Origin of the sequence: Streptomyces sp. BBFR102, assembly GCF_051397025.1 — a bacterium.
In the GTDB taxonomy this organism is placed as follows: domain Bacteria; phylum Actinomycetota; class Actinomycetes; order Streptomycetales; family Streptomycetaceae; genus Streptomyces.
Genome location: NZ_CP195757.1, coordinates 4,139,682 through 4,165,167 on the forward strand (window position 1 = coordinate 4,139,682; position 25,486 = coordinate 4,165,167).

At 72.1% G+C, this 25,486-nt stretch carries 24 protein-coding genes and 2 tRNA genes; 17 read left to right on the forward strand and 9 right to left on the reverse strand.

Going from position 1 to position 25,486, the window contains the following annotated elements:
- Positions 1-10: 10 nt before the first annotated feature.
- The 3 genes from ACSLIC_RS18520 to ACSLIC_RS18530 all read left to right on the forward strand — a co-directional run bounded on the left by ACSLIC_RS18520 (position 11) and on the right by ACSLIC_RS18530 (position 1,192).
- Positions 11-325: a hypothetical protein gene (locus ACSLIC_RS18520; RefSeq protein WP_436738821.1), complete on the forward strand. Its 315-nt coding sequence runs from the start codon at positions 11-13 to the stop codon at positions 323-325.
- 160 nt (positions 326-485) lie between these two features.
- A complete protein-coding gene (locus ACSLIC_RS18525) occupies positions 486-857 on the forward strand; it encodes a WhiB family transcriptional regulator (RefSeq protein WP_436738822.1) in 372 nt (123 codons plus the stop codon).
- A complete protein-coding gene (locus ACSLIC_RS18530) occupies positions 854-1,192 on the forward strand; it encodes a hypothetical protein (protein ID WP_436738823.1) in 339 nt (112 codons plus the stop codon). The genes ACSLIC_RS18525 and ACSLIC_RS18530 overlap by 4 nt, the downstream gene beginning before the upstream one ends.
- Before the next feature lie 110 nt (positions 1,193-1,302).
- Here ACSLIC_RS18530 and ACSLIC_RS18535 read toward each other — a convergent pair whose 3' ends face one another.
- Positions 1,303-2,778, reverse strand: coding sequence for an ABC1 kinase family protein (locus tag ACSLIC_RS18535; protein ID WP_436738824.1), 1,476 nt, complete (start codon positions 2,776-2,778; stop codon positions 1,303-1,305).
- A 41-nt stretch (positions 2,779-2,819) separates the two neighbouring features.
- On the reverse strand, positions 2,820-4,022 hold the full coding sequence (locus ACSLIC_RS18540) for a ThiF family adenylyltransferase (protein WP_436738825.1): 1,203 nt from the start codon (positions 4,020-4,022) through the stop codon (positions 2,820-2,822).
- A gap of 328 nt (positions 4,023-4,350) precedes the next feature.
- On the opposite strand from ACSLIC_RS18540, the gene ACSLIC_RS18545 reads away from it, so the two are divergent.
- The 4 genes from ACSLIC_RS18545 to ACSLIC_RS18560 all read left to right on the forward strand — a co-directional run bounded on the left by ACSLIC_RS18545 (position 4,351) and on the right by ACSLIC_RS18560 (position 8,220).
- A complete protein-coding gene (locus ACSLIC_RS18545) occupies positions 4,351-4,884 on the forward strand; it encodes a M48 metallopeptidase family protein (protein ID WP_436740410.1) in 534 nt (177 codons plus the stop codon).
- A 163-nt stretch (positions 4,885-5,047) separates the two neighbouring features.
- Positions 5,048-6,760 carry a TerD family protein gene (locus ACSLIC_RS18550; RefSeq protein WP_436738826.1) on the forward strand — a complete coding sequence of 571 codons (1,713 nt, stop codon included), beginning with the start codon at positions 5,048-5,050 and terminating at the stop codon, positions 6,758-6,760.
- An 11-nt stretch (positions 6,761-6,771) separates the two neighbouring features.
- Positions 6,772-7,452, forward strand: coding sequence for an AIM24 family protein (locus tag ACSLIC_RS18555; protein ID WP_436738827.1), 681 nt, complete (start codon positions 6,772-6,774; stop codon positions 7,450-7,452).
- A 15-nt stretch (positions 7,453-7,467) separates the two neighbouring features.
- Positions 7,468-8,220, forward strand: a complete 753-nt coding sequence (locus ACSLIC_RS18560; RefSeq protein ID WP_436738828.1) for an AIM24 family protein — start codon at positions 7,468-7,470, stop codon at positions 8,218-8,220.
- A 523-nt stretch (positions 8,221-8,743) separates the two neighbouring features.
- Here the strand turns inward: ACSLIC_RS18560 and ACSLIC_RS18565 are convergent.
- Positions 8,744-9,280 carry an NUDIX hydrolase gene (locus ACSLIC_RS18565; protein WP_436738829.1) on the reverse strand — a complete coding sequence of 179 codons (537 nt, stop codon included), beginning with the start codon at positions 9,278-9,280 and terminating at the stop codon, positions 8,744-8,746.
- Positions 9,277-10,764: a zinc-dependent metalloprotease gene (locus ACSLIC_RS18570; protein ID WP_436738830.1), complete on the reverse strand. Its 1,488-nt coding sequence runs from the start codon at positions 10,762-10,764 to the stop codon at positions 9,277-9,279. The genes ACSLIC_RS18565 and ACSLIC_RS18570 overlap by 4 nt, the downstream gene beginning before the upstream one ends.
- A gap of 192 nt (positions 10,765-10,956) precedes the next feature.
- Between ACSLIC_RS18570 and ACSLIC_RS18575 the strand changes: the two genes are divergently transcribed.
- The 4 genes from ACSLIC_RS18575 (at position 10,957) to ACSLIC_RS18590 (ending at position 14,398) form a co-directional block, all read left to right on the forward strand.
- A complete protein-coding gene (locus tag ACSLIC_RS18575) occupies positions 10,957-12,219 on the forward strand; it encodes an SDR family oxidoreductase (protein WP_436738831.1) in 1,263 nt (420 codons plus the stop codon).
- A gap of 102 nt (positions 12,220-12,321) precedes the next feature.
- Entirely contained in the window at positions 12,322-12,804 is a 483-nt protein-coding gene (locus ACSLIC_RS18580) for a molybdenum cofactor biosynthesis protein MoaE (protein ID WP_436738832.1), read from the forward strand.
- Between the two features lie 210 nt (positions 12,805-13,014).
- The gene (locus tag ACSLIC_RS18585) at positions 13,015-13,272 is read left to right on the forward strand and encodes a hypothetical protein (protein ID WP_436738833.1); all 258 of its coding nucleotides are present in this window, start codon (positions 13,015-13,017) and stop codon (positions 13,270-13,272) included.
- A 25-nt stretch (positions 13,273-13,297) separates the two neighbouring features.
- Complete coding sequence (locus ACSLIC_RS18590) at positions 13,298-14,398, forward strand: YlbL family protein (RefSeq protein ID WP_436738834.1); 1,101 nt, start codon at positions 13,298-13,300, stop codon at positions 14,396-14,398.
- 86 nt (positions 14,399-14,484) lie between these two features.
- Here the strand turns inward: ACSLIC_RS18590 and ACSLIC_RS18595 are convergent, their stop codons facing one another.
- A complete protein-coding gene (locus ACSLIC_RS18595; RefSeq protein WP_436738835.1) occupies positions 14,485-15,045 on the reverse strand; it encodes a PPA1309 family protein in 561 nt (186 codons plus the stop codon).
- Positions 15,046-15,224: 179 nt separating this feature from the next.
- Here ACSLIC_RS18595 and ACSLIC_RS18600 point away from each other — a divergent pair, with 179 nt between their 5' ends.
- The 3 genes from ACSLIC_RS18600 (at position 15,225) to ACSLIC_RS18610 (ending at position 20,458) form a co-directional block, all read left to right on the forward strand.
- Complete coding sequence (locus tag ACSLIC_RS18600; protein WP_436740411.1) at positions 15,225-18,221, forward strand: UPF0182 family membrane protein; 2,997 nt, start codon at positions 15,225-15,227, stop codon at positions 18,219-18,221.
- A gap of 41 nt (positions 18,222-18,262) precedes the next feature.
- Positions 18,263-18,336: transfer RNA gene (locus tag ACSLIC_RS18605), tRNA-Met, on the forward strand.
- A 340-nt stretch (positions 18,337-18,676) separates the two neighbouring features.
- The gene (locus ACSLIC_RS18610; protein WP_436738836.1) at positions 18,677-20,458 is read left to right on the forward strand and encodes a sel1 repeat family protein; all 1,782 of its coding nucleotides are present in this window, start codon (positions 18,677-18,679) and stop codon (positions 20,456-20,458) included.
- Between the two features lie 344 nt (positions 20,459-20,802).
- Here ACSLIC_RS18610 and ACSLIC_RS18615 read toward each other — a convergent pair whose 3' ends face one another.
- Positions 20,803-21,186, reverse strand: a complete 384-nt coding sequence (locus ACSLIC_RS18615; protein ID WP_436738837.1) for a winged helix-turn-helix transcriptional regulator — start codon at positions 21,184-21,186, stop codon at positions 20,803-20,805.
- A gap of 101 nt (positions 21,187-21,287) precedes the next feature.
- On the opposite strand from ACSLIC_RS18615, the gene ACSLIC_RS18620 reads away from it, so the two are divergent.
- The gene (locus ACSLIC_RS18620) at positions 21,288-21,689 is read left to right on the forward strand and encodes a RidA family protein (protein WP_436740412.1); all 402 of its coding nucleotides are present in this window, start codon (positions 21,288-21,290) and stop codon (positions 21,687-21,689) included.
- Between the two features lie 135 nt (positions 21,690-21,824).
- Positions 21,825-21,898 (forward strand) — tRNA-Met (locus ACSLIC_RS18625).
- Positions 21,899-22,058: 160 nt separating this feature from the next.
- On the opposite strand, the gene ACSLIC_RS18630 is transcribed toward ACSLIC_RS18625, so the two are convergent.
- A complete protein-coding gene (locus ACSLIC_RS18630) occupies positions 22,059-22,475 on the reverse strand; it encodes a Fur family transcriptional regulator (protein WP_436738838.1) in 417 nt (138 codons plus the stop codon).
- A 144-nt stretch (positions 22,476-22,619) separates the two neighbouring features.
- On the opposite strand from ACSLIC_RS18630, the gene ACSLIC_RS18635 reads away from it, so the two are divergent.
- Complete coding sequence (locus ACSLIC_RS18635; protein ID WP_436738839.1) at positions 22,620-24,071, forward strand: catalase; 1,452 nt, start codon at positions 22,620-22,622, stop codon at positions 24,069-24,071.
- Between the two features lie 72 nt (positions 24,072-24,143).
- Here the strand turns inward: ACSLIC_RS18635 and hisN are convergent, their stop codons facing one another.
- Together hisN and ACSLIC_RS18645 are read right to left on the reverse strand one after the other, a co-directional pair.
- Entirely contained in the window at positions 24,144-24,950 is an 807-nt protein-coding gene (hisN, locus tag ACSLIC_RS18640; RefSeq protein ID WP_436738840.1) for a histidinol-phosphatase, read from the reverse strand.
- Positions 24,951-25,144: 194 nt separating this feature from the next.
- Complete coding sequence (locus tag ACSLIC_RS18645) at positions 25,145-25,468, reverse strand: DMT family transporter (protein WP_436738841.1); 324 nt, start codon at positions 25,466-25,468, stop codon at positions 25,145-25,147.
- Positions 25,469-25,486 lie beyond the last annotated feature (18 nt).

The following is a 25,486-nucleotide window of genomic DNA, read 5'->3' on the forward strand; positions in this document are numbered from 1 at the left end:
GGCGATGGAAGTGATCAGCATCAACACCACCAGCACGGTCGTGAAAATGACCGATCGTTCCGTCGTCAACCTGTGCATGTCCGGCGTCTCGTCCCTGGGTACCGGTATGTCCGGCCTCGCCGCCGTGCGTCCCGTGTCCCCCATTTCCCTCTCGAACCTCCCGGTCCGAGAGCGGAACGAGCGACCGACCCAGGCACCGGCAGTGGACGCAGCGGCACAGGCACATGCCTATGCCTTCGCAGCAGCCGGTGCCGGATTCCCGAAGACGAAGCAGCACACGATGTGGGCCTTCCGTGGGCTCGAACCCTGGAGTGATCCAGCCTGATCTCGATCAGGCAGGCGCCTTCAGGGCCGCGGAACCCCACCAGGGAACCGCGGCCCTTTTGTTTTGCCCCGAGCGGGGCGAGACAGGGCCCTGGACAGGTGCAGGTACCAGCCGCCACCCGGCCCACCGGCCGGACCGACCAGACGAGGAACCAAAGCCCGTGCAGACCGAAACGCACGTCCCGTCAGCACCGCTCACACAAGAGATCTCGCCACCCGGTATCCCGGAGGATTCCACCTTGTCTTCGCAGCTCACCGCTCTCACCGCTCTCGACGACGCCATCGAGAACCTCGTCACCCCGCCGCCGTGCCGCGCCTACGACCCCGAGGTCTTCTTCGCCGAGTCGCCGGCCGACGTCGAGTACGCCAAGTCCCTGTGCCGCGCCTGCCCGCTCGTCGAGGCGTGCCTCGCCGGCGCCAAGGACCGGCGCGAGCCCTGGGGCGTCTGGGGCGGAGAGCTCTTCGTCCAGGGCGTCGTCGTCGCCCGCAAGCGGCCCCGTGGCCGCCCGCGCAAGAACCCGGTCGCAGCATGAACATCACCGGAACGATCGACCGCCCCCTCACGCACGACCCCATGAAGCAGGCCCCGATGAAGCGAGCGTCCGCCAGGACCGCAGACAGCGCGCCCGCAGGCTCCGCCACCCCCGACACCACCATCACCGGCGCGAACGAATCGCGTCAGAACAGGACCCGAGAGATGCAACTCATCCCAGAAGCCATGGCGCGTGCGCACATGGAGCAACGCACCGCCGAGGCCGAACAGGCCCGGCCCGGACAGCGGCTCGTGGCCGCCCGGCGTATGCAGCGCAAGGCCGAGCGCGCCTCCCTGCGTGCCCGCCGTGCGCTCGCCATCGCCGTCATGCACTGACCGACGCCTGCTCCGTCCCGGCGGGGGGCTCGGCCGGATACGGCGGCGGCTCGGTCGGCGGCCCTGAACGGGGCCGCTCCGTGCCGCCGCCAGGTTCGGCCTGCGGTGGCTCAGCGAGTGATTCCAGGCCCCCCGGCACCGACGCTCCCCGTCTCGGGGACGCGCGGCTCGGCGCTGTGCGTGCCGACGTCCTCCGCCTCGGGACGCTGGGCCGGCACCCCGAACTCGCCACCGGTCGGAGTGGCGGTCCCGGCTCCCTCGTCGTCCACGAATCCGGGGAGCCAGTCCTCCAGTTCCTCCCGGAGCCGGACCGTGGCCCCGAGTTGGCAGAGGACTCCGATGGTGCTGAGGGTGACGCGGTGGATGAGGAGGTAGGAGGGCGGGAGGTTGAGCTGTCGGCCCAGTTGGTGGGCGGGGGAGCGGGGGTCGGCGAGGCGGGCCGCCTGGCCGCGCATCCACGCGCGGGTGAAGGTGAACTCGTCCACCTCGGCGGGCTCGATGATCGGCCGGAGGTAGTCGAGGACCTCGACCGGGTCCAGCTCCACCGAGTCCTTGACGAATCCCTCCGTCCCGAGCGCTGCGTACACCGTGTCCGCGCGGTTCTCCAGGGCCAGCCGCAGTGAGGTGCCGATCGTCTCCGGCAGGCCGCCCGGCAGGCGGTCGACCGTGCCGAAGTCGAGGATGCCCAACAGCCAGCCGTCCTCGTCCTCGGCGGGGACCAGGCGGAAGTTGCCCGGGTGCGGATCAGCGTGGAGCAGACCGGTGCGGGCCGGACCGGAGAAGAGGAAGCGGGAGAGCAACTGGCCAGCCCAGTCCCGCTGTTCCTCGGTCCCCTCCGCGATGACCTCGGAGAGCGGGATGCCCTCCAGCCACTCGGTCACCAACACCTGGTCGCTCTGGTGCACCACACCGGGGACCAGCATGTAGGGGTCGTCGGCGAACTCCTCCGCGTGGGCCTGCTGCGCCTTCGCCTCCAGGGCGTAGTCCAGTTCCTCCGAGACCCGGTCGCGCAACTCGGTGATCAGCGGCTTGACGTCCAGGCCCGGGACGAGCGGGCCCAGCAGGCGGGCGAAACGGCTGAGCTGGCCGAGGTCGGAGAGGAGGGCCTCGCCCGCCCCCGGGTACTGCACCTTGACTGCGACGGAGCGCCCGTCGTGCCAGACCGCGCGGTGCACCTGTCCGATGGAGGCGGCGGCCGCGGGCCGGTCGTCGAAGGAGCGGAACAGCGAGTGCCACTCCTCGCCCAGCCGCTCCCGCAGCACCGCGTGCACGGTCTCCGCAGGCAGGGGCGGCGCGGCCTCCTGGAGCTTGGTCAGCGCCGCGCGGTAAGGGCCGGCGATCTCCTCGGGAAGCGCCGACTCGAAGACCGACAGGGCCTGGCCGACCTTCATGGCGCCGCCCTTCAGTTCTCCGAGAACTCTGAACAGCTGGTCTGCGGTCCGCTGCTGGAGTTCACGGCCGACGATGTCGGCGGAGATGCCGCCGATCCTTCTGCCGAGGCCCCATGTGGCCCGTCCCGCGAACCCCAGCGGCAGGGCAGCGAGCTTGGCGGTCCTGGTGACCGCCTTCCGGGGAAGATCAGACATGCGCCCCTCCAAGTCCCAGACTGCCGAGCCGCATCGGACGGTCAACGGCTCTCAGCCATTGTGGCCCGCACGGGCCCGGCCGGTGCCGACCGCGGAGGCTCCTCTCCGGAACGGGCGGCCCGTTCGCCGGGGCCGGGAGCCCGGTCCGGCGAGTTGACCGCGTCGCACGGGCACTCCGGATGCGGGGCCAAGGGCACCGCGCGCCAGGCCGACTCGGGCAGGGCCAGCTCCCACCGGGTGTCGGCGCCCGACGGCAGGGTGCCGTCGAGGAAGGCGAGCGCCTGCGTGGCCGCGAAGCCGGCGACGGTGGTGGCCAGCGCCAGATCGCAGGCCGGGGAGGAGCGCCGGCGGCTCGCTCGCCACTGCGTGATCAGCCGCGGCCAGATCGGGTCGCGGTCCACCCGATCCAGTGACACGCACCGGGCGCAGGCCGTCGCCCCCGGGACGACCAGCGGCCCGACCATTCCGGTCGCCTCCAGCACCCCCGCGAACAGGTGCGGGACGCCGGACGCCACGAACTGCTCCACCGTGGCCGGGTCCGGCGCGAACACCCCGAGCCCGTCCCTCGGAGCCAGGACGACGAGCGAGAGGCCCGGTTCGCCACTGCCCGACCGCGGCCCCTTGCGGGAGCGGCGGGACGCGCCGGGCGACGCCTGCCGGACCACCTTGCGGGCCGCTTCGGAACGGCGCTCGCCGACCGCCCGGACCGGCATGCCTCCGGGCGCCACGTCACCGACGTCCACACATCCGCCGTCCACCACGTCGACCTGGCCGACCCCCGCGCCCGAGAGCACCGCGGCGAGGGCCGCGCCCACCCGGCCCGCCCCGCGCACCTGGACCCGGGACGCCCGGCGGGCGGCCATGCGGGCCATGGCGCCGCCCGGCTCCCGGGTGGTCACGGTGAGGGAGCCGAGGTCGGGCCGGAGCCGCTCCACCACCGCCGGGCGTTCCCGCAGCGCCGCCGCCTCCGGGCCGCCGCCGGTGGAGTCGTCGAGCAGCCCCGCGCGGGCGAGCCGGCCCACGAGCAGGTCGGCGTACCCCTCGGCGAGGCCCATGCGGTGGGCCTCCTCGCGCAGCAGCGGCATGCCGCGGGTGCCGTCGAGGAGTTCCATGAGGCTGCCGGTCGCCGTGTCGATCGGACCGAGAACCACGGCGTGGGCCGGGGTCGCCCCGAACTGGACCGTGCGCAGGTCGCGCCAGCCGCGCCGCAGGGCGGGCTTGAGAAGCGGGTGGGACAGGTGCACGGTTCCCCCTGGGTGGTCGGCCGGTGCCGCGTGCGGGCGGCGTCAGCGGGCCGGACGCCTGGCGCGGCCGGTCACGGAGCACAGGATGGATCAAGGGCGGGGGAGTCTGCCCGGAGTTGTCCACAGGCAGCGTGAATAGTCGTACCGATGCCTCCCCCAGGGGTGCGGATTCCGGGGGAGCGGCGGCGGGCAGCCGTGTTTCCGCTGGTCGTCCGGGTACCGTCGAAGGGTGCCAGTCGAACCCGCACGGCGCCCCCAGGCCGCGCCGACCAGTCCTGCCCCGTCCGCCGCGCCCCGCACCGCACCGGGTGAGGCCGGTGAGGTCGAGGTGCGCCGCAGTGCGCGCCGGCGCCGTACGGTCTCCGCCTACCGGGAGGACGGCCGGACCGTGGTCCTGCTCCCCGCGCGGATGTCCCAGGCCGAGGAGCGCCGCTGGGTCGGGTTGATGCTGGAGAAGCTGGCCCGGCAGGAGAAGCGCCGCAGGCCGACCGACGACGTGCTCGCCGAGCGGGCCGGGCGGCTCTCCGCGCAGTTCCTCGGGGGCCGGGCGCGCCCCGACTCGGTGCGCTGGGTCACCAACCAGAACACCCGCTGGGGCTCCTGCACCCCCGCCGAGGGCAGCATCCGGCTCTCCCACCGCCTCCAGGACATGCCCGAGTACGTCGTCGACTACGTACTCCTCCACGAGCTGGCCCATCTGCTGGTGCCCGGTCACGGCGCGCGCTTCTGGGAGCTGTTGGAGGCATACCCGAGAACCGAGCGGGCGCGCGGCTACCTGGAGGGCGTGGCCGCGACGGCACGCCTCCCGCACGCCGCTGACCACCAGGACGGGGACGAGGACGACAGCGGCGTCGGCCTGTAGCTCACCGGCATCGCGAAGGGCGGGCCCGTCGCCTCGCCGGACCGGGGGAGTGGCCGGGCCACCACCGTTGTGTACCGGCTCCGTACCGGCCCGCGGCGTTGTCGGTGCGGGCGGTTAGCCTGACTCGACGCAGCAGCTTCGGGATGGGGGACGGACGTTTCGTATGGCCAGGGAATTCCAGCGCGGCCACAAGGCCAGGATCAGTGACCTGACGGCCGGCACGGACCTGTACGTCGGCGTGCAGATCACCGGACCGGGGCTGACCTTCGACATCAGCTGCTTCGGTCTCGACGCCGACGAACGCCTCTCCGACGACCGGTACTTCATCTTCTTCAACCAGCCCGCCTCGCCCGAGGAGTCCCTCCAACTGCTGGGGGCGCAAGCGGGCGACACCGAGTCGTTCCGGGTGACGCTGGAGCGGATTCCGCCGCAGATCCGGAAGCTGTCCTTCACCGCGACGCTCGACGGCGTCGGACAGATGTCCCAGATCGGCCCCGGCTACCTGCGGATCGTGGCCGGTGGCGAGGAGGTCGCGCGATACTCCTTCGACGGTTCGGAGTTCAGCACCGAGCGCGCGGTGATGCTCGGCGACTTCTACGTCAAGGACGTCTGGCGGTTCGCCGCCGTCGGCCAGGGCTTCGACGGCGGCCTGGAGGCGCTGCTGCGGAACTTCGGCGGTGAGGTCCTGGAAGAGGAGGAACCGGAGGCTCCCGCACCGCAGCCTCCCGAGGCCGCCCCCGCCTTCGCGCCGCCCGCCTTCGCGCCGCCCGCCACCCCGCGGGCTCCGGCCCCGCCGCCCGCGCAGCCCCAGCCGCAGCAGGCCCCGCCCGCCCCCGCGCCGCAGCAGACCCCGGACGGGTACGTCCCGCCGCAGGTGCCGCACACCCCCGCACCCCACCCGCACGCCGGGCACCAGGGGCCTCCTGCGGCGCCCCACCCCACGCCCGTGCACGCCGCCCCCACCATGGCGGCGCCCCTCGCGCCCCCGGCGCCGCAGCCCGGCGGCCAGGTTCCGCCCCCGCCTCCACCACCGGGCCCGTACGGTCAGCCCCCGGCGCCCGGATACGGTCAACCGCCCGCCCTGCACCTCGGCAGCCACGGCCCTCCGCCCGGCTACGGCCACCCGCAGCCCGCCCCCGGCGGCTTCCCCGGCCAGCAGCCACAGCCGCCCGGGCCGTACGGTCAGCCGCAGCCCGTCGGCGGTCAAAGCGGCACGCCTGGAGTGTCGGCCGCCTTCCAGAAGTACCGTGAGGTCCCGACGGGCACCCGCTGGACCCAGCAGAACAGCCAGCTCGTCCGGGTCGACCTCGGTGCCGACGCGCAGCCCGTCCTCGCCCGGCAGGGCAGCATGGTGCTGTACCAGGGCAAGGTCGACTTCGGTTACAAGGGCGCGGGCCTCGCCGGCCGCGTCACGGGGAACGCCACCGGCCAGGGGCTGTCGCTCATGCGCTGCACCGGCAGCGGCCAGGTCTTCCTCGCCGAGAACGAGGCCAACCTCCACCCCGTCGAGCTCCAGGGCGACGCGCTCTGCGTCAGCGCGGAGAACGTCCTCGCCTTCGACGAGACCCTCGCCTACGAGGTCCGGCGGATCGACGGCCACGGCATCCCGGGCGGCGCCCTGTTCACCCTGCAGTTCCAGGGCACGGGCACCGTCGTGGTGAAGACCCGCGGCACTCCGGTGGTCCTCCCCGTCACCCCGACCACCTTCGCCGACAGCAACGCCGTCGTCGCCTGGTCCGCCGCCGCCCAGGTCGTCGTCTCCTCGCAGGTCAGGATGAGGCGCAACGCCTACCCGGGCCACAGCGGAGAGGGCGTGAACCTCCAGTTCCGGGGCGCCCCCGGCAACTTCGTCGTCGTCCAGCCCTACGAGATCTGAGGGAGCAAGCCATGAACCAGCAGCTCGCGGGCTTCGCCCCGACGCCCGTCGCGGCCCGGATGGAGAACCACGGCCACAGCATGGTCAAGGTCGCCATGCGGAGCGGCTACGACCTGTACGCGCGTACCGGCTCCATGGTCGCCTACGAGGGCTTCGTCCAGTACGAGCCCAACCCGCCGGCCGTGCGCCAGATCGCCGGTCAGTGGATCACCGGCGAGAGCACCCCGCTGATGAAGTGCACCGGCGACGGCCTGCTCTACCTCGCCGACTACGGCGCGGACGTCGTGGCCATCGATCTCGGCGGTGACTCCCTCTCCGTCAACGGCACCAACCTCCTCGCCTTCGACGCCCAGCTCGACTGGGGCGTGGAGCGGGTCAAGGGGCTGGCCAAGTTCGCCGGACAAGGGCTGTGGAACGTCCGCGTCGGCGGCCAGGGCTGGGTCGCGCTGACCTCGCGCGGCACACCGATCGTCGTCGACTGCGGGCGCGGCGAGGACGAGACGTACGTCGACCCGGACGCGCTCATCGCCTGGTCGCCCCACCTCAGGGTCAAGGGGAAACGCAGCTTCAAGGCGTCCTCGATGATCGGCCGGGGCAGCGGCGAGGCGTACCAGATGGCGTTCTCCGGGGAGGGGATCGTCGTCGTCCAGCCCAGCGAGGACAGCACCGACCGCCTCCGGGTCCGGGGCTGAGGGGGGAGCACCACCATGCAGAGTCCGCTTTTCGCCTTCACCGAGCAGCAGTCCCGGGACCGCTACGCGCTGCAGAACGCGCAGATGCTGCGGGTCGCCCTCACCGGCCACGACGACGTCCTGGCCCGCAAGGGCGCCATGGTCGCCTACCAGGGCCTGATCGAGTTCGACGGGGAGTACCAGTCCCACCAGCAGCAGCGGGCCCGCGCCTGGACCGGCGAAGGGCTCGACCTCATGCGCTGCTCCGGCCAGGGCAGTGTCTACTTCGCCAACCTCGCCCAGTACGTCCACGTCCTCGACGTCGAGCAGGACGGACTGACCGTCGACAGCTCCTACGTCCTCGCCATGGACTCCTCGCTGCACGCCGAGGTCCTCGCGGTGGACAGTCAGTGCGGCATCTCCGGCTCGGGCAAGTACCAGCTCAACATCACCGGCCGGGGCACGATCGCCCTGATGACCTCCGGCCCGCCCCTGATGCTCCAGGTCACCCCGGAGAAGTACGTCAGCGCCGACGCCGATGCCGTCGTCGCCTGGTCCACCTCGCTACGCGTGCAGATGCAGGCCCAGACGCACTCCTCCGGCGTCTGGCGGCGACGCGGCAGCACCGGGGAAGGCTGGGAGCTGAGCTTCCTCGGCTCCGGCTCCGCCCTGGTTCAGCCGAGCGAGCTGCTGCCCCCGCAGGACGCCGCCACCGGTGGCCTCGCGGGCCAGTTCGGCATGGGCCAGCAGGGCGCCCGCGGTCAGAACCAGGGAAACGTCTGGAGCTGACGGCCGGGGAGTCCGGGCGGCCTCCCCGGAGCGCCGTGCGGGAGTCGGCCGGTGGCACCGGGCCGGGCCTTCACGCGACCGGGCCCAGACCGCCCGGCCGTTCCGCCCACGACCAGGCCCGTCGACGAAGCCGCCGGCGTCGACGGCGAGCCCGGTGGGACGGGCGCCGGGCGGGCCCGTGTCACTCATCCAGCAACTCGCCCAGCCCTCGACTGGCAGCGGCACCAAGGCCTCGACCGACGGGACTCCCCTCCGCCGGGACATGGACGGGCCCGCGTCGTGAGCGGCGCCCCCGTCGGCCGGCCGCCACGCGACCTCGCCCCGCCAGTGCCCGCGTCAGGCACGACGGGGCGGGGACCCACTCCCGCCTCGCGGCCCCGCACCGGGGTACGCCGGACGCCGGTCGGTACCGAGCACCCCACGGCCCCCGCCGACGTCCCCACCGGCGGCACCGCAGAGCGTGGGCCCGCACGGGGCACGACCCAGCGTCCTGCGGCGCCGGAGAGCGGCGGAACGCGGCCCCTCAGCCCGTCGCCGCCCCCAGCCGTTCCCGGGCCGCGTTCAGCAGACAGACCACCGAGGTGTCGGCCACGTCGGCGACCTCGTCGTACGGGAACCAGCGCACGTCCAGGGACTCCTCGCTGATCGCCGCCGCCGCGCCCGGCGGGGCCAGGGCGGCGTACTGGATGTCCAGGTGCCAGTTGCAGGGGGGCGGGATGGGGTGGCGGTCGAGGCGGACCGGGCCGCCGGGGAGGAGCTCCAGGCCGGGGATGCCGGATTCCTCGGTCGCCTCGCGCAAGGCGGCGCGGGCCACCGAGGTGTCCTCGGGCTCGCAGTGGCCGCCCATCTGGAGCCACATGTTCAGCTTGCGGTGGAGGGTGAGCAGGGCCTGCCCACGGGACGGGTCGAGCACCAGGGCGCTGGCGGTGAGGTGCCCGGCCCCGCACGGCTTGTACATGCCGTCGGGGTGGGCCGCCAGGTGGTCCAGGTACTGCTGGCGCAGCCCGGGCTGGTCCTCGTACCCCTTCAGGACGAGGACCGCGTCGTCGTGCAGGGTCACCGGGTGCCCTCGCCGCCCTCCCGGTCCGGGCCGTCGCCCTCGCCGTCGTCGGGGCCCTGGTCCTTCTCGGCGGACTCGGCGGGCCCGTCCTTGGAGAGGGACGGGCCGCCGGCCGCCTCGCCGAGGAGCTTGTCCAACTCGGAGAAGTCGGCGTGCTCGCGGTGGACGAAGCCGTCCGGGTCGTCCAGGTCGTGCGCGGTCGGCAGCATGTCCGGGTGCTCCCAGAGCGCGTCCCGCCCGTCCGCGCCCCGGGCGTCGGCCAGCGAGGCCCACAGCCGGGAGGCGTCCCGCAGGCGGCGCGGGCGCAGTTCGAGACCGATCAGCGTGGCGAAGGTCTGCTCCGCCGGGCCGCCGGAGGCACGGCGGCGGCGCAGCGTCTCGCGAAGCGCGTCCGCCGAGGCCAGGCGCGGCTTGGCGGCCTCGTGCACCACGGCGTCGACCCAGCCCTCGACCAGCGCCAGCGCCGTCTCCAGACGGGCCAGCGCCGCCTTCTGCTGCGGGGTGTCCTCCGGCTGGAACATGCCCTGCTGAAGAGCTTCCTGCAACTGCTCCGGGTTGGACGGGTCGAGCTGGCTGACGGCGTCCTCCAGCTTGGCGGTGTCGACGTCGATGCCGCGGGCGTACCCCTCGACGGCGCCGAACAGGTGCGAGCGCAGCCACGGCACGTGGGCGAAGAGTCGCTGGTGGGCGGCCTCGCGCAGGGCGAGGTAGAGCCGGACCTCCTCCAGCGGGACGCCGAGGTCCTTACCCAGGGCCTCGATGTTCAGCGGCAGCAGCGCGGCCTTGCCGGCCGGGCCCAGCGGCAGCCCCACGTCCGTGGAACCGACGACCTCGCCGGCGAGGGTGCCGACGGCCTGGCCCATCTGCGTGCCGAACATGGCGCCGCCCATGGAGCGCATCATGCCGAGCAGCGGGCCCGCCATGGACTTCATCTCCTCGGGCAGCACGTCGCCCATGGCCGCGCCGACCCGCTCGGCCACCGGGTCGACCAGCTCCTGCCAGACCGGCAGCGTCGCCTCGACCCACTCCGCGCGGCTCCACGCCACCGAGGTGCTGGCGCCCGAGGGCAGCGTGGTCACGCCGTCCAGCCAGTGGTCGGCCAGGCGCACCGCCTCGTCGACGGCGTGCCGCTCGGAGGCGCCGACGCTGGCGTCCTTGGTGCCGTCCGGGGTGCCCTGGGCCACTGTCTGGCGGGCGATCTGCTTGGCCATGTCCCAGTTCACCGGGCCGCCCTCGTACGAGAGCATCTGGCCGAGCTGCTGGAAGGCGGCGCCCAGGTCAGCCGGGTTCAGCGAACCGAACATCGCGGCGAACGGGTTGTCGCCGCCGCCCGGACCGATGCCCGGCATGCCGGGCATCCCGAATCCGAGCGGGTTCGCCGGGCCCTGACCAGCGCCACCGCCCTGGGGGTCCTTCTTCTTGCCTTCGTCGCCGTCGTCCGGCTCCTCCGGCGGAAGGCCGAATCCGAATGGGGTGTCACTCACGGGAATCCTCGGCTGGTAGGGCCGCCGGTGTACCTCCGGCGGCGGCTTGCCCGACTTCACTTCCCAGCGTAGACACCAAGAGCCGGTCGGGGCTCGGTGCTCCGCCGGGCACCGGGCTGCGGCAGGATGGACGCCACCTGGTACGTACGTGTCATTCGGGTACGTACTGAAGACAACCGCTGGAGACACCTGGTGAGTTCCCCAGATCCGCAGGTTCGCGCAGCGCGAAACCCGGCCGACCTCTCGTCCGAACCGACCGCGGCCGATGCGGACCGCACGCAAGTGACCGAAACGTCCGGCCCCGCCGACCCGCTCCCCGACGGCCGGAACCCGCCCGCAGGGCCCTTCGAGGCCGCTGACACGCCCGAACCCGCGGCGGAGCGCGCCGCCCGTCCGGTCCGCGGCCCGGTGGTCGCCGTCACCGGTGCCGCGAGCGGAGTCGGCGCCCTGCTGACCGAGCGGCTCGCCGCCTCCGAGGAGATCAGGCGGGTCATCGCCATCGACGAGCGGCGTGGGGAGTGCGAGGGAGCCGAGTGGCAGATCCTCGACGTCCGTGACCCGGCCCTCGCCGAGAAGCTGCGCGGCGTCGACGTCGTCGTCCACCTCGCCCTCGACCTCGACCTCGAGTCCGACCCGGCGGCCCGCACGGCGTTCAACGTCCGCGGCACCCAGACCGTGCTGACCGCCGCCCCGGCCGCCGGGGTCCACCGCGTGGTGCTGTGCACCTCCGCCATGGTCTACGGCGCGCTCCCCGACAACGAGCTGCCGCTCTCCGAGGACGCCGAGCTGCGTGCCACCGCCGAGGCGACCGGCGTCGGCGACCTCCTGGAGATCGAGCGGCTCGCCAAGCGCGCCCCGCGCACCCACCCGGGACTCAACGTCACCGTGGTGCGCCCCGCCGTCCTGGTCGGCGGTGGCACCGACACCGCGCTGACCAGGTACTTCGAGTCGCCCCGGCTGCTGGTCGTCGCCGACTCGCGCCCCGCCTGGCAGTTCTGCCACATCGAGGACCTGTGCGCGGCGCTGGAGTACGCGGTGCTCGAACGTGTCGAGGGCGACCTCGCCGTGGGGTGCGACGGCTGGCTGGAGCAGGAGGAGGTCGAGGAGCTGAGCGGCATCCGCCGCATGGAGCTGCCGTCCGCCGTGGCGCTGGGCGCCGCCGCCCGCCTCCACCGGATCGGTCTCACTCCGTCGCCCGCCGGTGACCTGGCGTACACGATGTACCCGTGGGTGGTCAGCGGCAGCAGGCTGCACCACGCCGGATGGCGGCCGAAGTGGACCAACGAGGAGGTCCTCGGGGAACTGCTGGAGGAGGTCGCCGGACGCCACACCGTCGCCGGGCGCCGCCTGGGCCGCAAGGACGCCACCGCCGCGGGTGCCGCCGGAGCCACCGTCGCCCTGCTCGGCACCGCCGCCATCGTCCGCCGGGCGCGGAAGGCGCGGCGCCGGATCTGACCGGCCGAGGGGCGGCTGTCCGCCGGAGGCTCCGGCGCGGCACGCCCCCGGCCGCCGGGAACCACCGTTCCCCCGGGACGTGCGGTGGGGCACGATGGCCGTATGGCATCCACCCACACCGAGCACCTGGAACGTCCGGACCACCCGGGCGAGCGGGCCGCCGCGGACCCGATCGCGCTGCTGGCGGTCCGGGACACCCCGCTCTCGCTGGACGAGGTGTTCAAGGCGGTCGGCGAGGACGCCGCCGGCGGGACCGCCCTCTTCGTGGGCACCGTGCGCAACCACGACGGCGGCGCGGAGGTGGCCCGGCTCGGCTACTCGGCCCACCCCACGGCCGAGGCGGAGCTGCGCCGGGTCGCCGAGCGGGTCGTCGCCGCCCATCCGGTACGGGCGCTCGCCGCCGTCCACCGCACCGGCGACCTCGCGGTCGGCGAGATCGCGGTGATCGTCGCGGTCTCCTGCCCGCACCGTGCCGAAGCCTTCACCGCCTGCCGGATGCTCATCGACGATCTCAAGCACGAGGTCCCGCTCTGGAAGCACCAGACCTTCGGCGACGGCACCGAGGAGTGGGTCGGCGCCTGCTGACCCGCCCGTCCGGCTCCCCCTGACCCGCTCGCCGCAACGCGTCCGAGCGGGTCACGGCCGTCCGGCCGGGGAACCGTCGCCGGGCCCGCCACCACGGGGCAGAACCGTTCCGGTTGCGCAATCACGCCCTCGGGCCGAGCGTGGGGCGTGCGGACCTTTGTCCGCTGATCCGCCGACCGGCCGGCTCGACACAGCTCCGTGGAGGTACGCATGGCTGCGCTCGCCTGGCTGCTCATCCCGCTCATGGCCGCGATAGGCGCGGCCCTCTGGGGGAGCTGGGCCGCCCGCAACCCGGGCAGGAACGACGGACCGGAACTGGCGGGCTACGCGCGCTTCCGCGCCGCCATGGCGAAGTCGCACGGTGACGCGGCCGGGGCGGACCCCGGCCTGCCCGCGGAGGTGGCCGCGGCGGGTGAGCAGGAGCAGGCTCGGCAGCCCTCGGACGGACCGGCCCCGGCGGTGCGCTGACGGTCCGGTCCCGTACTGTCGTGACATGCCACGCCGTACCGCGACGATGCTGACGTCCACCTTGCTGCTGATCGCGCTGCTCTGCGCGGGAGTCCTCATCAAGGTGCCGTACGCGGAGATGACGCCCGGGCCGACCGTCAACACCCTGGGCGACCACGACGGGGAGCCCGTCCTCAACATCAAGGGCCACAAGACGTACCCGACCGACGGCCACCTGAACATGACCACCGTCCGGGTCACCAGCCCCGACTACCGGATGAACCTCTTCCAGGCCGTCGCCGGCTGGATCGCCCACGACAACGTCGTGGTGCCGCACGAGACGCTCTACCCCGACGGCAAGACCGAGGAGCAGTCCACTCAGGAGAACGCCGAGGAGTTCTCCCAGTCGCAGGAGAGCGCCAAGGTCGCCGCCCTGCGCGAGTTGGACATCCCGGTCTCCACCCGGGTCGTCGTCGCCACCGTCGTCAAGGGCAACCCGGCCGAGGGCAAGCTGCACGCCGGGGACGTCATCAAGAGCGTGGACGGCTCCCCGGTCCGCAAGCCCGGCGACGTCGCCGAACTGGTCACCGAGCACAAGCCGGGCGAGCCGGTCGTCTTCACCATCGTCCCCGCCGCCGACGCGGCCGCCGCCGAGAAGGCCGGCGAGGAGCCCGGCCCGACCGAGCGCGTCACCGTCACCACCGCCCCCGCCGGCAAGAGCGGTGCCGAGGCGAAGCGGGCCATCGTCGGCATCCAGGCCGGGACCGACCACACCTTCCCGTTCACCGTCGACATCAAGCTCGCCGACGTCGGCGGCCCCAGCGCGGGGCTGATGTTCGCCCTCGGCATCGTCGACAAACTCAGCCCCGACGACCTGACGGGCGGGAAGTTCATCGCCGGCACCGGCACCATCGACGAGGAGGGCACGGTCGGCCCCATCGGCGGCATCAGCATGAAGACCGTGGGTGCCAGGGCCAAGGGCGCCGAGTACTTCCTCACCCCCGCCGACAACTGCGCCACCGCCGCCAAGGACGTCCCCGACGGCCTCACCCTGGTCAAGGTCGACACCATCGATGACGCCGTCGACTCCCTGGAGAAGATCCGCGACGACCGCACCGAGGCCCTCCCCGCCTGCACCACCGGCTGACGGCTGCCGCGCGTACACCGGGGGCCCGCGTCCGTCCTACGGACCCGGGCCCCCGGTACGTCTGCGGCGCGGTGCCGGAGCGCGGGCTACTCCTCGAAGGTCGCCGCCAGTGCCTCGGCGAGCCCCGGCACCAGGCCGGAGCCGGTCAGCACCTCGGTCGAGGCGTCCTTCTCCCGCAGCCGCAGCGCGGAGTCACGGTCGCCGTCGCGGAGCACGCCGACCGTCATCCGCACCTCCTGGCGGTCCGGGTGGGCGGCGACCCACTTCGCCAGCGCGGCGTCGTCCAGGCCGTCGGGCACCTGCGCCTCGGCGGACGGCGGCAGCATCAGCCGCTCCACGGCGAGGGCGCAGCCGGCCACCGCCTCCGGCCAGGCGATCGTGGCGAGGAACTCGTCCAGGGGCTTCCCGGCCGGGATCTCCTCCTGTTCGACCGGGGTGAGGGGCGCGGCGTCGGGGACGCCCTCGCCGATGCCGAGGCGGTCGGCGAGACCGGGCTCGTCGGCACGCAGGCGCGCGGTGTCGACCAGGGCGAAGAGCAGGGCGGGACGGTCCCAGCCGAGACCGGCGACGTACTCGTCGATCTCCAGCACGGCGCGGGTGAGGGGGGAGCCGGCCATCGGGGGGCCGGAGGGGGAGAGAGTGGACATGCACAACATCCTGCCTCGTCCACCCCCGGAATCGGGAACTGAGTAAAGCTTCCGTAAGTTGCATCAGTGGGCCCTAGGATCGCGGGGCCCGATCGGATTGACAAAAGCGATCGACAACGCGACAAAACGACGCGAACAACCAACCCGCGAACTTCGAGGTGCGCACCTTGGCTTTCCAGATGCCGGACCGCGGCGGAGGCCCCACGGGGCCACGGATGAGAGTCGGCCGACCGTCCCGGCGCTCCAGGACCCTGCTCATGACGTTGGGCGTGCTGGCCGTACTGGCCATGCTCTTCGTCATGTTCGCCGGGTTCTGGACGGACTGGCTCTGGTACAAGGCAGTCGACTACTCATCCGTCTTCACCACCACGCTGTGGACCAAGATCGGCCTGTTCTTCGTCTTCGGACTCCTGATGGCGCTCGCGGTGGGGGTGAACATCTGGCTGGCGCACCGCCTGCGCCCGCCGCTCAGCGCCATGTCGCTGGAGCAGCAGAGCCTCGACCGTTACCGGATGAGCATCGCGCCGTACAAGAAGTGGATGCTCATCGGCGCCACCGCCGTGATCGGCCTGATCTCCGGCGCCTCGGCGGCCGGCCAGTGGCGGACCTGGCTGCTGTGGATCAACGGCGTCTCCTTCGGCGAGAAGGACCCGCAGTTCGGCAAGGACGTCTCGTTCTACGCCTTCGACCTGCCGTGGTACCGCTTCCTGCTGGGCTTCGGCTTCGCCGCCGTGGTGCTCTCGCTGGTCGCCGCCGCCCTGGTCCACTACCTCTACGGCGGGCTGCGCGTCACCAGTCCCGGCGCCCGCGCCACCGGCGCGGCCACCGGCCACCTCTCGGTGCTGCTCGGCCTCTTCGTCGCCCTCAAGGCGGTCGCCTACTGGCTGGACCGGTACGGCCTCGCGGTGAAGTCCAGTGACTTCAAGGCCGCCGGCAACTGGACCGGCCTGCGCTTCGTCGACGCCAACGCCTATCTGCCGGCGAAGACGATCCTGTTCTGCATCGCCGTCATCTGCGCCCTGCTGTTCTTCGCGACGCTCTGGCGCCGCACCTGGCAGCTGCCGGTGATCGGCTTCGGCCTGATGGTCCTCTCCGCCATCCTCATCGGCGGTCTCTACCCGGCCATCGTCCAGAAGTTCCAGGTCGACCCGAACGAGCAGGCCAAGGAAGCGCCGTACGTCGAGCAGAACCTCAAGGCCACCAAGAAGGCCTACGGGATCGACGACGCCCAGGTCACCGAGTACTCGGGCAAGGCGCAGACGGAGGACCGCACCGAGCTGCGCGGCGAGGTCGGCAAGGCCGCCAGCATCCGCCTCCTCGACCCCAACATCGTCTCGCCCACCTTCCAGCAGCTGCAGCAGATGAAGGGGTACTACGCCTTCCCGCAGAACCTGGACGTGGACCGCTACCAGGACGCCGACGGCAACACCAAGGACACCGTCATCGGCCTGCGGGAGCTGAACCTCAACGGCATCCCGAAGAACAACTGGATCAACGACCACTTCCGCTACACCCACGGGTTCGGCGTGGTCGCCGCCGAGGGCACCACGGCCGACAGCGAGGGCCGTCCGGTCTTCACCGAGTCGGACCTGCCCTCCGAGGGCGACCTGGTCAAGAACAAGTACGAGCAGCGGATCTACTACGGCGAGCGCACCGAGCAGTACTCGATCGTCGGCGGCCCCCAGAAGGAGATCGACTACTCCGACGACGACGGCGAGAAGACGACGAGCTTCTCCGGCAAGGGCGGGGTCGACCTCTCCAACCCGGTCAACCGCGCCGCCTACGCCGTCGCCTTCGGCGAGCCGCAGATCCTCTACTCGGGAGCGATCGGTGAGGGCTCCCAGGTCCTCTACAACCGCACCCCGAAGGACCGCGTCGAGGCGGTCGCCCCCTGGCTGACCATCGACGGCGACGCCTACCCGGCAGTGGTCGACGGCAAGATCCAGTGGATCGTCGACGCGTACACGACGAGCAACGGCTACCCGTACTCCTCGCGCACCACTCTCGGCGACACCACGGCGGACTCGCTGACCGCGGAGAACCAGCAGCGGGCGGTGGTGGCCCAGGAGAACCAGGTCAACTACATCCGCAACTCCGTCAAGGCCACCGTCGACGCCTACGACGGCACGGTCAAGCTCTACGAGTGGGACACCAAGGACCCGGTCCTCAAGACCTGGATGAAGTCCTTCCCCGGGACGGTGGAGCCCCGGAGCGACATCTCCGACGAGCTGATGGACCACCTGCGGTACCCGCAGGACCTCTTCAAGGTCCAGCGTGAACTGCTCACCCGCTACCACGTGGACAACGCCAACACCTTCCTCTCCGGCAGCCAGGTCTGGCAGGTCCCGGACGACCCGACCAACAAGTCGGGCGAGTCCGTCCCCGCCTACTACCTCAGCATGCGGATGCCGGACCAGGAGAAGCAGGCGTTCTCCCTGACCACGACGTTCACGCCCAACAACCGCGACAACCTGAGCGCCTTCATGGCGGTCAACGCGGAGGCGGACGCGGACGACTACGGGAAGATCAGAGTCCTGAAACTCCCGGCCAGCACCACGGTCAGCGGTCCCAAACAGGTACAGAGCCAGTTCAACTCCGAACAGGACATCGCCGAGTCGATCCGCCTGCTGCGCGGCGGCGACTCCGAGGTCGAGTACGGAAACCTGCTGACGGTGCCCCTCGACGGCGGCCTGCTCTACGTGGAGCCGGTCTACGTCCGGGGCGGCGGCCTCAAGTACCCGCTGCTCCGCAAGGTCCTCGTCACCTACGGCGGCGCCACCGCCTTCGAGGACACCCTCGGGGACGCGCTGGACAAGATCTTCGGGGCCGAGGGCGCCGAACAGCCGCCGGGCGAGCAGCCGGAGAAGCCGACCGACCCGCCGACCGGCGGCAACGCGGTGGAGGACGCTCTGAAGGACGCCCAGAAGGCGTACGACGACGGGCAGACCGCGCTGAAGGAAAGCGACTGGGAAGCCTACGGCAAGGCCCAGGCCGAGCTGGAGAAGGCCCTTGAGGCCATGGAGAAGGCCGCAGCCGAGGCGGGCAGCGGCAAGAACGCCGACAAGGACCCGGCCGGCGCGGCCGGTTCCAAGGACGCGGGCAAGGAAGAGCAGGACGGGAAGGGCGACAAGGAAGCCGGCGAGAAGCCGGCCGATCAGGCGGCCGACCGGAGCTGACCGGCCCCACCCCGCGCCGTGGTACGGTTGACACACAACGGCGCGGGGTGGAGCAGCTCGGTAGCTCGCTGGGCTCATAACCCAGAGGTCGCAGGTTCAAATCCTGTCCCCGCTACTGCAGGGCGAGGCCCGGATTCCTCATCGGAATCCGGGCCTTCGTCATGTCCGGCGCCGGCCGACGCTGAACCGGCCGCGCCGTCGCGGCACTTCTGCGGAGGCTTCTCCCCCAACCCTCCACAGCCCTGGCACGCCATCGGCTTCCCGGCGTGGCCCTCGTCACGTACGAAAGGTGCGAAGGCGTCCGACGTCACAGCGCGTCGGCAGGGTAGGCGGATCGTGACGCCCCGGGGTCGAGATGTGTTTGACTTGTCTCCCTGTGGGCATGTCGACAAAACGCCGAAGTGACCTTCTGGCATCGGGATTCCCGATGTACCAAGGTTGCGGATGGTGCAACGATGGACGTTATGGGGGACAAGGCGACTCTGTTGAACATGGGCCGGTTTGTGGAGTCGGCCGACCGGGAGGACATCGACACCGGTACGGCTGAGGACGAGGTGCGCCGACTCGGCGTGGTGGGGGCGGGCGACGCCGCCTCGATGAGCGTGATCGGCGCCGAACTGCTGCGCCGGGGTGATCTCGACGGCGCCGAACCGCTGCTGCGCGGAGCCACCGCCGAGGGCGACCGTGCCGCCGCCAACAACCTGGGCGTCCTCCTCCACCAGCGGGGCTACGCCGAAGAGGCCGCCGGGTGGTGGAAGGTGGCCGCCGTCGCCGGTTCGGCCGCCGCCGCGCACGCGCTCGGCCGCCACCACCGTGAGCGGGGGGACGAGCCCGCCGCCGAGTACTGGCTGCGCCAGTCCGCCGAGCAGGGCCACGCGCTCGGCGCCTACGCCCTCGCCGACCTGCTGGAACACCGCCGCGAGGAGGGTGCCGAGAGGTGGATGCGGGCCGCCGCGGAGCGGGGCCACCGGGAGGCCGCGCACCGGCTCGCCCGCATCCTCGACGAGCGGGGCCGCACCAGCGAGGACGCCGCCCACGAGGCAGAGCAGTGGTACCGCCAGGCCGCAGCGCGCGGGCACCGGCGCGCCGCGTTGAGGCTCGGCACCATCCTGGAGGGCCGGGGCAGGCTGAAGGAGGCCGGCCGCTGGTACCTCACCTCCGCCAAGGAGGGCGAGCCGGAGGCCGCCTGCGCCCTGGGCTTCTTGCTGCGCGACGCCGGAGACGAGGAGAACGCCGCCCTGTGGTGGCTCAAGGCCGCCAAGGAGGGCGACGGCAATGCCGCCAACGCGCTCGGCGCGCTCCACGCCGAGCGCGGCGAGACCCAGACCGCCGAGCGCTGGTACCGCGCGGCGCTGGAGGCGGGCGACGTCAACGGCGCCTACAACCTCGGGCTGCTCTGCGCCGCCCAGAACCGCACCGCCCAGGCCGACCAGTGGTACCGCCGCGCCGCCTACGCGGGCCACCGCGAGGCCGCCAACGCCCTCGCCGTCCTCCTGCTCCAGGAGAACGACGCGGACGGCGCCGAGCCCTGGTTCTCCAAGGCCGCGGAACTCGGCAGCGTCGACGCCGCGTTCAACCTGGGCATCCTGCACGCCGGGCGCGGTGACCAGCGCGGCGCCCAGCGCTGGTACGAGCGGGCCGCCGCGGCCGGGCACACCGAGGCCGCCTTCCAGGCCGGCATCGCCCTCCTCCGGGACGGTGACGAGCGCGGCGCCGAGCGCCACCTGCGGTGCGCGGCGGGTGGCGGCAGCGCGGACGGGGCGTACTACCTGGCCTCCCTGCTCGACGCCCGCACCCCGCCCGGGGAGCAGCCCGCGCTGGGCGAGCCGGTGCTGGAGCGGACCGAGAGCGAGGAGTGGTACGAGCGTGCCGCGGACCTGGGGCACCGGCGTGCGCAGGTGCGGATCGGGATGATCGCCGCGGCGCGCGGGGACGTGGTGTCCGCCGCGCGGTGGTACCGGGCGGCGGCCGAGGCCGGGAGCCGGAACGGGGCCTTCAATCTCGGGCTGCTGCTGGCGCGGGAAGGCAGTGAGCCCGAGGCCGCCGTCTGGTGGGAGCAGGCCGCCGACGCCGGGCACGGGCGGGCGGCGTTGCGGCTGGCGCTGCTGCACGCGCGGCACGGGGAGCTGGCCGAGTCCGACCGGTGGTGCGGGCGGGCCGTTGAGCTGGGGCCCGCCGAGGTCGCCGCCCGGGCCGGGAAGCTGCGGGATCAGCTTCAGCAGGAGCTCACGGCCTGACCAGCCCGGGCCTGGCCCGCGGCCCTCGGCGACGGGGCTGCGGCCCGGCTGAAGGGGCCGTGCGCGGATTCGGCCGCTCCGTCGGCAGGGGGCTGCGGATTCCGCGCCGCGTCGGCAGTGCGCCGATCGGTCGGCCTTCGGCAGGCGCGTGCCCCGCTCCGGGCAGCAGTCGGCGAGCTTGGGGCTCGTGGATGTTCACGAGAAGCAGCCGCAGTCCATGGGCCGGGCCCCGCGCTTGCGGAGATGTCTGTTCCGAACCGGTGGCACGGGATGGCCCAGTTGCGCGATCACGTGAGACGGATCGAAGGGATCGCGCGGCGCGCGAGGGCCTCGCCGCGTGCCCGTCAGGCGTGGAAACGGCCGCGCGCCCCCTCGATGTGACCGAGGTGCTGGTGGGTCCATTCGCATATGGCGTCGACCGCGGTGCGCAGGGCCCGGCCCGGCTCGGTGAGGGTGTACTCGACCCGAGGCGGCACGGTGGGGTGCACCTTCCGGTCGGCCAGGCCGTTGCGCTCCAGCATGCGCAGGTTCTGGGTGAGCATCTTGTGGCTGATGCCCTCGACCTCGTTCCGCAGCTCGCTGAAGCGCAGGGTGCGCTCGCCGAGCGCCTCGATGATCAGGAGCGCCCACTTGTTGGCGACGTCGGAGAAGATCTCCCGGGCCAGGGAGTCGGCGCGCCGCAGGTCAGCGTCCTCGGGCAGGCCCTTGAGCAGTTGCTTGGTCACCATGGAGTTCCTCAATCACCGAAAAGTGCGTTCTTCCAGTTCGGCCGACACTCTCCTACAGTTTCCGAGTAACTACAAGAGAGCGAAACGGAAGGGTGAGCACCCTGAACACCATCGATGCCTTCAGCCACGACGTGCCGGCCGAGGGCGACTTCGGCTACTCGCAGGCGATCAGGTCCGGCGGGCTGATCCACGTCTCTGGACAGCTCTCCTTCGACGAGGCGGGCGAGTTCCTCCACGCGGGCGACTTCGCCGCCCAGCTCAAGCGGACCTACGCCAACATGGACAAGGTCCTGGACCACTACGGCGCCACCCGGAACCAGGTCCTTTCGCAGACCCTGTACGTGGTGGACCTGCGGCAGAACGCCGCGGCGGCGGCGGAGGGCAACCTGGGGTACTTCGGCGACCACCGCCCGGTCAGTACGGTCCTGGGTGTCACTGAACTGACCCTGCCCGGCCAGGTCGTCGAGATCAGCTTCGCCGTCGACACGGAACTGCCCGCTTGAGGTCTCCTCCTCGCGGGTCCCGCGGTCGCAGGGGGCTCCGGCCGAGAGGCCGGATGGCCCGAATTTCCCGGAACCTGCGCGCCCTGGAAGGGGTTTGCGCTGATGGGTGGGGGCGCGTAGTGTTGGGGGAGTCGACGCGGGGTGGAGCAGCTCGGTAGCTCGCTGGGCTCATAACCCAGAGGTCGCAGGTTCAAATCCTGTCCCCGCTACTGAAGGGTGAAGGCCCGGATTCTCTTCTGGAGAGTCCGGGCCTTCGTCGTGTTCGGGGGTTGCCGGGGCTGTCGGGTGGACAGGGTGAGGGCACGGGACGGCGGGACCCCGGCGGCCTGAGGCGCGTCCGGGGTCCGGGGAGGGTGCGGGCGGGTGAGGTCAGGCGGCGGCGCAGTGGGGGCACAGGCCCCGGTAGGTGACCTCGACCGCCGAGACGGTGAAGCCGAAGCGCTCCTGGGCGGGCAGGTCCGCCAGCGGGTTCCCGGTGGGGTGCACGTCGCGGATGGCGCCGCACCGGGCGCAGACCAGGTGGTGGTGGGGGCGGTGCGCGTTCGGGTCGTACCGCTTGGCGCGACCGTCCGTGGCCACCTCGATGACCTCGCCGAGCGTCACCATCTCGCCGAGCGTGTTGTAGACGGTCGCGCGGGAGATCTCCGGGAGCTTCGCGGTTGCTTGGGCGTGCACCTCGTCGGCGGTCAGGTGCACGTGGTCTCCGTCGAGGACCTCGGCCACGACGCGCCGCTGGGCGGTCATGCGCCAGCCGCGTCCGCGAAGTCGTTCCAGCAGGTCACTCATGAAACCAGCCTAACAGGGAGGGGACCCAGTCCCGAACCGGTGTGACTTTGGATGGTCACTTGACTTAGACATTGTCCATTGTAGGATCGGTCATGGCATTCGCCAAGGGACAGGTTTGTGCAGGATTCATCGCAGGAGGCGCACGTGACGCAGGGACCGCTCACGACCGAGGCCGGAGCTCCGGTCGCCGACAACCAGAACAGCGAGACGGCGGGCGTCGGGGGTCCGGTCCTGGTCCAGGACCAGCTGCTGCTCGAGAAGCTCGCCCACTTCAACCGGGAGCGCATCCCGGAGCGCGTGGTGCACGCCCGCGGCGCCGGCGCCTACGGCACCTTCACGGTGACCGCCGACGTCACGCGGTGGACGCGCGCCACGTTCCTCTCCGAGGTCGGCAAGCAGACCGAGACCTTCCTGCGCTTCTCCACGGTGGCGGGCAACCTCGGCGCGGCCGACGCCGTCCGTGACCCGCGCGGCTTCGCGCTGAAGTTCTACACCGAGGACGGCAACTACGACCTCGTCGGGAACAACACCCCGGTGTTCTTCGTCAAGGACGCCATCAAGTTCCCGGACTTCATCCACACCCAGAAGCGCGACCCGTACACCGGCTCCCAGGAGGCGGACAACGTCTGGGACTTCTGGGGACTCAGCCCCGAATCCACCCACCAGGTGACCTGGCTCTTCGGTGACCGCGGCATCCCCGCCTCGTACCGCCACATGAACGGCTACGGCTCGCACACCTACCAGTGGAACAACGAGGCCGGCGAGGTCTTCTGGGTCAAGTACCACTTCAAGACCGACCAGGGCATCAAGAACCTCACCGCCTCCGAGGCGGCCGAGACCTCCGGGCTCGACCCCGACAGCCACCAGCGCGACCTGCGCGAGTCGATCGAGCGCGGTGACTTCCCGTCCTGGACCGTGCAGGTGCAGATCATGCCGGCGGCCGACGCGGCGAACTACCGCTTCAACCCGTTCGACCTCACCAAGGTGTGGCCGCACGAGGACTACCCGCCGATCGAGATCGGCAAGCTGGAGCTCAACCGCAACCCGGAGAACATCTTCGCCGAGGTCGAGCAGTCCATCTTCAGCCCCTCGCACTTCGTGCCGGGCATCGGCCCCTCGCCCGACAAGATGCTCCAGGGCCGCCTCTTCGCCTACGGCGACGCGCACCGCTACCGCGTCGGCATCAACGCCGACCACCTGCCGGTCAACCGCCCGCACGCCACCGAGGCGCGCACCCACTCCCGTGACGGCTTCCTCTACGACGGCCGCCACAAGGGCGCGAAGAACTACGAGCCCAACAGCTTCGGCGGCCCCGCCGAGACCGGCCGGCCGCTCTGGCAGCCCCTGCCCGTCAGCGGCGAGACCGGTGACGCCGTGGCGCCCAGCCACGCCGAGGACAACGACTTCGTCCAGGCCGGCAACCTCTACCGGCTGATGTCCGAGGACGAGAAGACCCGCCTGGTCGAGAACCTCTCGCAGAACATCGCCGGGGTCTCGCGCGACGACATCGCCGAGCGGGCCATCAACAACTTCCGCCAGGCGGACGCGGACTTCGGCAAGCGGCTGGAGGCCGCGGTCCAGGCCCTGCGCGGCTGACGGACGCTTGTCGCAGGCGGCGGGCCGGAACCCCTCGGGGGTCCCGGCCCGCCGTGCTGTGCCGTCCTGTGGTCAGTAGCGCTGGTTGAGGTACCCCAGCAGCTCGTCGTGGAGCAGGCCGTTGGAGGCGGCCGCGTTCTCGCCCGAGGGGCCCGGGGCGCCGTCCAGCGAGGTGAAGGTGCCGCCGGCCTCCTCCACGATCACCGCGTTGGCCGCCATGTCCCACAGCGACAGCTCAGGCTCCGCGCAGATGTCCACACTGCCCTCGGCGACCATCATGTACGGCCAGAAGTCGCCGTAGCCCCGGGTGCGCCAGCAGGTGCGCGTCAGGTCGAGGAAGCCGTCCAGGCGCCCCTGCGCCTCCCAGCCGGAGAGCGAGGAGTAGGCGAACGAGGCGTTCTCCACCCGGTCCACCGACGACACCTTCAGGCGGCTCGCCGAGGTGAGGCTCCGCCCGGTGAACGCGCCGGCGCCCTTCGCCGCCCACCAGCGGCGGCCCAGCGCGGGAGCCGACACCAGTCCGACCACCGGCCGGAAACCGCCCCCCTGGGGGTCGGCCTCCATCAGCGAGATCAGCGTCGCCCAGACCGGCACCCCGCGGACGTAGTTCTTCGTCCCGTCGATCGGATCGATCACCCAGCGCCGCGAACCGGTGCCCTCCACGCCGTACTCCTCGCCGAGGATCGCGTCGCGCGGCCTGGCCCGGGCGAGGTGACCGCGGATCAACTCCTCGGCCGCCTTGTCGGCCTCCGTCACCGGGGTGAGGTCCGGCTTCGTCTCGACCTTCAGATCGAGGGCCTTGAACCGCTCCATCGTGGTCGCGTCGGCGGCGTCCGCCAGCACGTGGGCGAGACGCAGATCATCGTGATAGTCGGCCATGGGCGAAACAGTATCGATCTCCGGCCGCGCCGGGCCATCCGGTCACAAGCGGGCGCGGCGCCCGCACCGTGCGCGCCGGACTTCCCCGCACGGCCCGTACCGGGGAGGGCGACCGTGCCGGAAGTCCGCGCAGCCCTGCTGACCGCGGATCGCCGCGCCGCCGCTCGGGGGTGCGAGCGGCGCGCCGGGCCGGGTCACTGGGCCGAGCCCGAGAGCTGGAGGCCGATGACACCGCAGACGACAAGCGTGATCGAGAAGATCTTCAGCACCGAGACCACGTCGCCGAGGAAGACCATGCCGTAGATCGCGGTGCCGGCCGCGCCGATGCCGGTCCACACCGCGTACGCCGGGCCGACGTCCAGGCGCTTGAGGGCCAGCGTCAGCAGGCCGAAGCTGCCCAGCGCGAACGCGGCGAAGGCGATCGTCGGCCACAGCCGGGTGAACCCGTGCGACAGCTTGAGGCAGACGGCGAACCCCGTCTCCAGCAGCCCCGCGACGACGACCAGCAGCCATGCCATGAATGTGCCTTTCCGCCC

Excerpts from the sequence above, each read along its gene's own strand:
- ACSLIC_RS18530 (WP_436738823.1), top strand. The coding sequence starts at position 854 with ATGAACATCACCGGAACGATCGACCGCCCCCTCACGCACGACCCCATG.
- ACSLIC_RS18535 (WP_436738824.1), bottom strand. The coding sequence starts at position 2,778 with ATGTCTGATCTTCCCCGGAAGGCGGTCACCAGGACCGCCAAGCTCGCT.
- ACSLIC_RS18550 (WP_436738826.1), top strand. The coding sequence starts at position 5,048 with ATGGCCAGGGAATTCCAGCGCGGCCACAAGGCCAGGATCAGTGACCTG.
- ACSLIC_RS18555 (WP_436738827.1), top strand. The coding sequence starts at position 6,772 with ATGAACCAGCAGCTCGCGGGCTTCGCCCCGACGCCCGTCGCGGCCCGG.
- ACSLIC_RS18560 (WP_436738828.1), top strand. The coding sequence starts at position 7,468 with ATGCAGAGTCCGCTTTTCGCCTTCACCGAGCAGCAGTCCCGGGACCGC.
- ACSLIC_RS18580 (WP_436738832.1), top strand. The coding sequence starts at position 12,322 with ATGGCATCCACCCACACCGAGCACCTGGAACGTCCGGACCACCCGGGC.
- ACSLIC_RS18585 (WP_436738833.1), top strand. The coding sequence starts at position 13,015 with ATGGCTGCGCTCGCCTGGCTGCTCATCCCGCTCATGGCCGCGATAGGC.
- ACSLIC_RS18590 (WP_436738834.1), top strand. The coding sequence starts at position 13,298 with ATGCCACGCCGTACCGCGACGATGCTGACGTCCACCTTGCTGCTGATC.
- ACSLIC_RS18595 (WP_436738835.1), bottom strand. The coding sequence starts at position 15,045 with ATGTCCACTCTCTCCCCCTCCGGCCCCCCGATGGCCGGCTCCCCCCTC.
- ACSLIC_RS18600 (WP_436740411.1), top strand. The coding sequence starts at position 15,225 with ATGCCGGACCGCGGCGGAGGCCCCACGGGGCCACGGATGAGAGTCGGC.
- ACSLIC_RS18610 (WP_436738836.1), top strand. The coding sequence starts at position 18,677 with ATGGACGTTATGGGGGACAAGGCGACTCTGTTGAACATGGGCCGGTTT.
- ACSLIC_RS18615 (WP_436738837.1), bottom strand. The coding sequence starts at position 21,186 with ATGGTGACCAAGCAACTGCTCAAGGGCCTGCCCGAGGACGCTGACCTG.
- ACSLIC_RS18630 (WP_436738838.1), bottom strand. The coding sequence starts at position 22,475 with ATGAGTGACCTGCTGGAACGACTTCGCGGACGCGGCTGGCGCATGACC.
- hisN (WP_436738840.1), bottom strand. The coding sequence starts at position 24,950 with ATGGCCGACTATCACGATGATCTGCGTCTCGCCCACGTGCTGGCGGAC.
- ACSLIC_RS18645 (WP_436738841.1), bottom strand. The coding sequence starts at position 25,468 with ATGGCATGGCTGCTGGTCGTCGTCGCGGGGCTGCTGGAGACGGGGTTC.